The sequence below is a fragment of the Sporomusa sp. genome (assembly GCF_035561255.1).
Classification (GTDB): domain Bacteria; phylum Bacillota; class Negativicutes; order Sporomusales; family Sporomusaceae; genus Sporomusa.
This window is the reverse complement of sequence record NZ_DATMXX010000259.1, coordinates 1-8,102: the sequence shown is the minus strand read 5'-3', so window position 1 is coordinate 8,102 and position 8,102 is coordinate 1. Positions and strand designations below refer to the sequence as shown.

7 protein-coding genes and 1 other annotated feature are annotated in these 8,102 nt (G+C 50.5%); all 7 genes read left to right on the top strand.

Annotated features, from left to right (window positions below):
* The coding region (locus tag VN379_RS14625) for an energy-coupling factor transporter transmembrane component T (protein ID WP_325535099.1) at positions 1–460 on the top strand (460 nt) is incomplete at its 5' end.
* Positions 461–779: 319 nt separating this feature from the next.
* Positions 780–1,403 (top strand): serine O-acetyltransferase EpsC, encoded by a 624-nt coding sequence (gene epsC / locus VN379_RS14620; RefSeq protein ID WP_325535098.1) that lies wholly within the window; start codon positions 780–782, stop codon positions 1,401–1,403.
* A 22-nt stretch (positions 1,404–1,425) separates the two neighbouring features.
* The gene (locus VN379_RS14615) at positions 1,426–4,452 is read left to right on the top strand and encodes a salicylate synthase (protein ID WP_325535096.1); all 3,027 of its coding nucleotides are present in this window, start codon (positions 1,426–1,428) and stop codon (positions 4,450–4,452) included.
* Positions 4,453–4,471: 19 nt separating this feature from the next.
* Positions 4,472–5,203, top strand: a complete 732-nt coding sequence (locus VN379_RS14610; RefSeq protein ID WP_325535094.1) for a 4'-phosphopantetheinyl transferase family protein — start codon at positions 4,472–4,474, stop codon at positions 5,201–5,203.
* A gap of 55 nt (positions 5,204–5,258) precedes the next feature.
* Complete coding sequence (gene aroF, locus VN379_RS14605; protein ID WP_325535092.1) at positions 5,259–6,128, top strand: 3-deoxy-7-phosphoheptulonate synthase; 870 nt, start codon at positions 5,259–5,261, stop codon at positions 6,126–6,128.
* A gap of 132 nt (positions 6,129–6,260) precedes the next feature.
* Positions 6,261–6,599, top strand: a complete 339-nt coding sequence (locus VN379_RS14600) for a hypothetical protein (RefSeq protein WP_325535090.1) — start codon at positions 6,261–6,263, stop codon at positions 6,597–6,599.
* A 104-nt stretch (positions 6,600–6,703) separates the two neighbouring features.
* Positions 6,704–6,958, top strand: a binding site (T-box leader).
* 57 nt (positions 6,959–7,015) lie between these two features.
* Complete coding sequence (locus VN379_RS14595; RefSeq protein ID WP_325535088.1) at positions 7,016–7,981, top strand: bile acid:sodium symporter family protein; 966 nt, start codon at positions 7,016–7,018, stop codon at positions 7,979–7,981.
* Positions 7,982–8,102: the final 121 nt, after the last annotated feature.

The following is an 8,102-nucleotide window of genomic DNA, read 5'->3' as shown; positions in this document are numbered from 1 at the left end:
TACTTATACTATGTTAAAGTTTATCCCACTAGTTATGCTTAGTTATTGGCTTTTTTCTACAGTAAAAGTTAATGAGTTAATAGTAGCTTTGGAGCAAATGAAAATTCCTAAATCAATTATTTTATCATTGGCTGTCTTATTTAGATTTTTACCTACTGTAACAGAAGAGTTAGGTTATATCCGGGATACTATGAAAATGCGAAACCTTGATCTGTCTTTTAAAAGAGCTATACTGCATCCTATTAAGACAACAGAATACATTATGATTCCTCTCCTTCTCAGGAGTGTCAAGATCTCTGATGAATTGGCAACAGCAGCTCTGACCAGGGGAATTGATGGAGAAAATAAGAGAACTTCTTTGAGAAAAGTATATATTTCATTTCCGGAAATATTATTTGTTGTTCTTTTTATCTTATTTACAGTTTTTTTGTATCAGTTTGATCAACAAGGGACTGTATAACCACCTGGGGAACCTGCAGCAGCAGTTGCGGGCTGGATAATGAAGGCATCATGAGCTTATGGCGATGGATGGGACGAGTGAGGAGGTGAGGTGAAGGCGGGGGAGGACAGGCTATCCAGCCTATTATTTGTCTCCTCCTATGTAGGCTGGGTTAGTAAAAACTGCTATGTATCAAGCATGGTGTTTAAACCCAGGGAGAAATACACAGTGACGATTTGACAGAACTGGCGATTGCCAAGTAAATAAGACTGTTAAGTGTAAATCTAATCCATATTTAGGTTCAGATCTATAACAAATAGAAGGAGGCTGAGTCTGTTTTATGATTGCACTGCTGGAAGACATACGGGCGATTTACCGGCATGATCCTGCCTGCCGGAATCTGGAGTTTCTGCTTTATCCCTCCCTGCACGTCATTGCCGTCCACCGGGCTGTTATTCACCCCTTGTACCGACTGGGGATTCCCTTTCTGCCGCGTTTCTTCTCGCAGCTCATGCGTGCTGTTACCGGTATCGAAATCCATCCGGGGGCAACCATCGGGCCAGGATTTTTTTGCGATCATGGTTGCGGGGTTGTTATTGGTGAGACAGTGGCGATGGGGCGGAATTGCACATTATTTCACGGTGTTACCCTCGGGGGGACAGGCAAAGAAAAACGCAAACGGCATCCGACTATTGGCGATAATGTGTTTATCGGCCACGGGGCTACCATTTTAGGGCCGGTTACCATTGGCGATAATAGTAAAATTGGTGCGCAAACAGTCATTGTCAATCGTGATGTTCCTGCAGGCTGCACCGTAATTGGCTCACCGGCCAAAATTGTAAAACTGGCCGGGAAAAAGGTGTATATGGAACTGCCGGTAGCCGCATACCGGCAAGTTGCTCAGGCTGAGGAACAAAGACTGGAAAAAGCGGCTGAAGAGCAGGTTTGCCTGAATGAAGCGTAAATAAGCGGGAGGCGAGAGGATAATGAAAGCAAATGAGGAGTGGTTTACCGGTGCCGCCGGGAGATATGAAGAACTGGGGTATTGGGAATCGCTGACACTAGGGCAGCAATTGACAATGTGGGCGCAAAAGTATCCGGAGAACATTGCGCTTGTTGAAGCTGCAACCAGACTTACTTACCGGGAGCTTGACCGCAAGGCTGATGAACTTGCTGCCGGCTTTTTTCTGCTGGGGGTAAAGAAAGGCGATAATGTGGTTGTGCAGTTGCCAAACCGTATTTCGTTCGTACTTACCTGCTTTGCTTTGTTTCGGATCGGTGCAGTGCCGGTTTTGGCCTTGCCTGCCCACCGGGAGGCTGAGCTGGACGGGATTTTCCGTTTGGCCAAACCGGTCGCCTATATTATTCCCGATACGTTTCTGGGGTTTGATTATCGAAGCATGGCTGAACAACTGATGAAAAATCATCCGGCCGTCAAATTTCTGATCACCGATGGTGACAATCTCAGCGGTGTTAAGCTTGCTGACATCAGCAGACCGCCGGTTGAACTGCCGCCCCCCTCCCACCGGGATATCGCGCTGTTGTTGTTATCCGGGGGCACGACCGGCACACCTAAGCTCATTCCCCGGACCCATGCCGATTATGCTTATAATGCCAAAGCGGCCGCCGCCCGGTGCCGACTTAACCCGCAAAGCGTTTATCTTGCCGTCCTGCCGGTGGCTCATAACTTTCCTCTCTGCTGCCCCGGCATCCTGGGCACCCTGTCAGCAGGCGGCCGGGTCGTTTTATGCAAAACCACCAGTTGCGACGAGGCTTTTCCCTTGATTGAACAAGAAAGAGTGACAATTACCGCTCTAGTGCCCGCCCTTGTTAACCTATGGCTGGAAGTTCTGGAATGGGATACTGCCAGCGACCTCTCCAGCCTGGAGGTTCTCCAGATTGGCGGTTCAATGCTTGACAGGAGCATCGCTGCCCGCATTAGCCCGGAAATGCACTGCAGGCTGCAGCAGGTTTTTGGCATTGCCGAAGGTCTCATTTGCTGCACTTCCCTTGATGACTCTGAGCAGGACGTGCTCAGCTGCCAGGGGCGTCCGCTGTCACCGGCCGATGAAATCCGAATTGTCGATCAGGACGGAAATATTGTCGCCCCCGGTGAATATGGGGAACTGCTGACGCGTGGCCCCTATACCATCAGCGGGTACTACCGGGCACCGGAGCAAAACAGTAAATGCTTCACTGCCGATGGCTTTTATTGTTCCGGGGACAAGGCGAGACTGACCCCGGCAGGCAATATACAAATCGGCGGCCGGATAAAAGAGCAAATAAACCGGGCCGGCGAAAAGATCATGCCGGCCGAAATTGAAGCACATCTGTGCGCTCATCCGGAGATTAAAGATGCGGCCGTGGTCGGCCTTCCTGATGAAACCCTGGGTGAGAGAAGCTGCGCTTATTTGCTTACTGACAATGAAGACATTACTTTGGCCGCCGTTCACCGGTTTTTACATGACCGGGGCGTGGCCCGCTACAAACTGCCGGATCAAGTTGAACACATTGACTTCTGGCCTCTAACCAGCGTTGGCAAGGTCGATAAGTCCAAACTCCGGCAGCTGGCGGCCAGGACTGAACGCAAAACCCCAGTATACCCAATTGCCTATCTGGAGGAAAGCATCGGTTTTGCCGGTGATGCTTTCCAGGCGGCAGCGCAAATTGCCGAAGCTGGTTTTAGTGAGCACTATCTGCTTTACGAGAGCGGGGAAGAACTGTCTTTGGGGCTGGGAATTCATGCCTTGCTTACAGTTGACCCGGATTATGCAACCCTGACCACAGACAGCAGAAGCCTGCAGTTTGAAAATGCAATATTAAGCGAAACCTTGGAACGTATTTTTTCCACAGTCCGCCTTAATAATTGGCGTGCGTATGGTATAGCCAATTTTGGTCTGGCCCGCTATAATCATCAATTGCCGCTGCTGTCGGAAGATCAATGCCTGCTTAAGCTGTTCATTCCCCAGGCGGAAGTGCGGTTTACCCCCGGCTCAATACTGGTGCGGACGCTGGGGACAGAGGCTTTCGCAGGATTGGGCAAGCTTGTGAAACAGATTGCGGCTGATGGTCAGAATAAGAACTTTGAACAATATTTTGCCGGCAGGCTGAGTGGGCAAAAGCTGCAAGTGCCCGCAGCCGGCAGCCATAAAGCCGGTGAATACATGCAGATGGTCACGGCAGCAGTCGGAGAAATCCAGACCGGCAACTATCAAAAAGTAATTCTATCCAGAAAAATTCCCCTTGACTGCGAACTGGATATGGTGGCCAGTTATCTTGCCGGCCGGAGCGTTAATTCGCCGGCGAGGTCATTTTTATTGGCCCTTGACGGTTTGCAGGCCGCCGGTTTTAGTCCGGAAACAGTGGTTGAAGTTGACCGGCAGGGCTGGGTCAGCACCCTGCCCCTGGCTGGAACACGTGCTTGCGGCATCAGTGAGGAAGAGGACGGCAGGCTTAGGGTGGAACTGGTAAATGACCCGAAGGAGATTGCTGAACATGCGGTTTCCGTAAAACTTGCGTTTGAAGAGTTGCAGCGTGTCTGCGCTGAGGCAACGATTGCCGTCAGTGATTTTATGTCGGTAGCCAAGCGAGGGACTGTACAGCATATTGCCTCAAGATTAAAAGGGAAACTTAAGCCTGGTTATAATTCATGGCATGCCTTTAATACCCTGTTTCCTGCCGTCACGGCTTCCGGTATTCCCAAGCAGCAATCCATTGCCGCCATTGGCAGACTGGAGCAAGAGGCCAGAAATCTCTATAGCGGCTGCGTACTGACCTATGACAGCGACGGCGCTCTGGATGCCGCCCTTGTTTTACGGACCATTTTTCAACAGGACAAGCAAGCCTGGCTGCATGCCGGGGCCGGTATTGTCGAAATGTCGGTACCTGCCCGGGAACTGGAGGAAACAAGGGAAAAGTTAAGCAGTGTTACTCGGCAGTTAGTGCCTGTTCAGCGGAACTGCAACCGGCAACCAAGCCCGCAATGGGTTGAACTGCATACTTTGAGGCCGTAAAGAAAGGATGAACAGTGCATTGTCTTTTTTCCACATCAGGGAATTTACTGAAGATCAATTTGTTTTGGCTTCACCTATGGTATTGGCGAACGGGCATATCCATCTCTGGTGGGTTTGTACGCAGACTTTTTCCTCATCAGCCCGGGTAAAAGAATTAGGACATCTTCTTTCTGCCGAGGAGACAAGCCGAATGAGCCGGTTTTATTTCCAACAAGACCGGCTGCGGTTTGCTGTAGCCCACGGAATTTTGCGGATACTTGCGGGGAGATACCTGAACATCCCGCCCGGCCTCGTGCGGTTTAGGCAGCAGCCTAATGGCAAGCCTGAACTGGCCGGCGTCGCTGGCGCATCCTTTTCCTTCAATCTTGCCCACTCGCATCAACTGGTGGTTTTGGCATTCTCAAGATTTCCCTGCATTGGTGTCGATGTGGAGTTTATCCGGCCTATGCCCGACTGCCAACAGATTGTTGATACCTATTTTCATGACCGGGAACGCGCCATGATCCAGTGTAGCCCCTTATCTTATAAAGAAAAGGCATTTTTTGACTGTTGGACTCGCAAAGAGGCTTTTGTCAAAGCGACCGGAGAAGGCCTAAGTCGCCCCTTGAATTCCTTTTTCACTGCAACCGACAGCGAACCGGAAACCGGTATGTTCAGTGTCGGCGGCACCGGGGACGGTACAGCCGACTGGAAGCTGCTCCCGTTTATGCCGGCCCCGGGTTACGCCGGTGCTGTTGTGTTTACAGCTTAGGCGTTTGCCAGGCTATGGGCCTGCTGACTTATTCCTGGAAAGGGTGTGTGATCATTTGACCCAAAAACTGATGGCGGCCGGGGCAGGTGTTGATCTGGCAATAGCGGACAGCTACAACCTGGTCAGCCGGCAATTTAAACCAGAAGACACGGTGATCAATGTAATGGGAGCAAAAATCGGCGGCCGGCATTTAGGGATTATGGCCGGTCCCTGCGCTGTCGAAAGCCTTGAGCAATTGCTGACAGCCGCCAGAGTCGTAAAAGGGGCGGGAGCGCAGTTTTTGCGGGGCGGAGCTTATAAGCCCCGTACTTCACCCTATGCCTTTCAGGGGCTAGCCGAAAGAGGACTGGAATTTCTGGCAGAAGCCAGAGTCCAGACCGGTCTGAGGATTGTGACAGAGGTTATCGATGCCTCGGCGGTGGAGCTTGTCAGCCACTATGCCGATGTCCTGCAAATTGGCGCCAGGAATATGCAGAACTTTCACCTGCTCAAAATGGCCGGCAGGACCGATAAGCCGATATTACTTAAACGCGGGTTGGCAGCCACCATCAGCGAATGGTTGAATGCCGCCGAATATATTATGAGTGAAGGTAACTACCGGGTCATTCTGTGCGAACGGGGAATCCGTACCTTTGAAACCTATACTCGCAGCACACTGGACCTGGGGGCAGTTGCCGCCGTAAAAAACCTCAGCCACCTGCCAGTCATCGTTGATCCTAGCCACGGCACGGGTCGCTGGCAGATGGTCAGACCGATGGCCAGGGCCGCTATTGCTGCCGGGGCCGATGGCCTGATAATCGAGGTTCATCCCAACCCGGCCATCGCCCTGTGCGACGGTAAGCAGTCCCTGACGCCAGAGAACTTTTCCCGGCTTATGTACGAAGTTGAGGCAATTGCCGCGATAGCGGGCAAGGCTATAGACTGAAGTCGGCAGTTGTATGTTGTTTTTGAAAATAATTGTCATGTAATATGAAAAATCAGGGAAATCATTTAGTAAGGCAGAACGGTTACACTTATAAAGAAATACAGAGTTGTATGAAAATAGGAGGTGTTTTCTATGACTCAGTATTATGTGAACAAATCGAAAAATACTGCGCTGGACTTCAAATGTACAGCCTGCGGCTATGTTTGGACAACCGCAGACAGCAAGCAGGCTGTATGCCCGTCTTGCGGCTATGCCTGCAATCCCTATTCCTGTCAGATACTGCCTGCGTCCGGAGCCAAGCCGGCTGATGATTTGAATGATGCCAAAAAGCTTGCCGATGGTTTTAAGTGTACAGCCTGCGGCTATATATGGACAGTAAATGATGCTAAGCAGGAGAATTGCCCGTCTTGCGGTTATGCCTGTAACCCGTATTCCTGCCAGGTAGTGTTTGCGTCGAAGCAACAGGAATGATAAGGTTACAGTGAGAGAGGACAAGGGGTGTAATTTTTTGTTGACAAGTGGGAGTTGAGGGGGTATAGTAGTAACAAGTTGATTTTGACCCTGAACTTAATATCATAAATGTGATGAGGGAGAACGTTGTTTTTCCAGGACGTTTCAGAGAACCGGTGGTTGGTGCGAACCGGCAACGCCAGAAATATAAGAATCACTCCTGAACAGCAAGGCTGAATCGAAAGAAGTAAGCTGCGCCGGTCTCAGCTCCGCCAGGAGTGCAGTCGTTATTCTGCTAAGGTTGTTTGACCTGATGAGATGCAGATATTTTTATATTTGTAAAAAGGGTGGTACCGCGAGATTTGCCTCTTGCCCCTTTGAGTCTGTTGACTCGAAGGAGGCAGGAGGTTTTATTTTTTATTAACAGGAGGTTGGTTATGAGATTTTTGGAGAAGTTAGCTCAGTTTATCTGCCGGTACATGACGCTGTGGGTGGTGGTTATATCAGTAATTGCCTTTTTCTATCCAGCCCCCTTTAAACCCATTGGCAAGTACATTTCGTATATGCTGGGGGTTATTATGCTGGGGATGGGGCTTACCATGTCCCTTGAGGACTTCCGCCTGGTGTTAACACGGCCTAAGGATGTTTTCTACGGGGTGTTTTTTCGTTATCTGATTATGCCGTTAGTTGGCTTTGCTGTAGCCAAGATGCTGGGTCTGTCACCGGCGCTGGCTGCAGGCATGGTACTACTGGGAGCCTGTCCGAGCGGTACCGGTTCCAATGTTATGACCTACATTGCCAAGGGGGATACGGCGCTTTCGGTAACCGTTTCCAGTGTTAATACCATTCTGGCGCCGGTGCTTACCACCTATATCTTTGCCATGCTGGCCGGAGCTATGATTCCTATTGATATCGGCGCCTTGCTGCTGGATATTGTCAAGATTGTATTGATTCCTGTAGGGGTTGGTGTGGCACTGCATACGGCGGCCCCGCAGCTGGTAGGCAAACTCACCAAGGTAGTGCCGGCTGTATCGGTTATCTTTATTATTACCATTATGTCGTCGGTAGTGGCGCTGAATGCCGCCAAAATGGCGACAATGGCATTGGTCCTGTGTCTGGCTGTGGCGATTCACAATATAGCCGGCCTGGTTCTGGGGTATTACGCCGGCAAAGCGGTGGGCATGTCGGAGAAAAAGTCCCGGGCCGTTACTTTTGAAATCGGTATGGAGAATTCAGGCCTGGCCGTGGCCCTGGCTTTGGCGCATCTTGATCCAATGGCGGCTTTGCCGGCTGCGGTGATGACTGTGTGGGAATATATGACAGGCAGTATGCTGGCCAGCTACTGGGGGAATAAACCGTATGCCGAAGAACAGGCCGGGGAAGACCCGGTCAGTGTGACGTAAAGCTATAATGATTGGAATTTGTAAGACCACTCGTGATGATGAGTGGTCTTTTTTATTTACCTGGCGGCTTCTGCCGGCGCATCCTGAAGGATTTGGTATAAGCCATAAACAGAAATGTAGG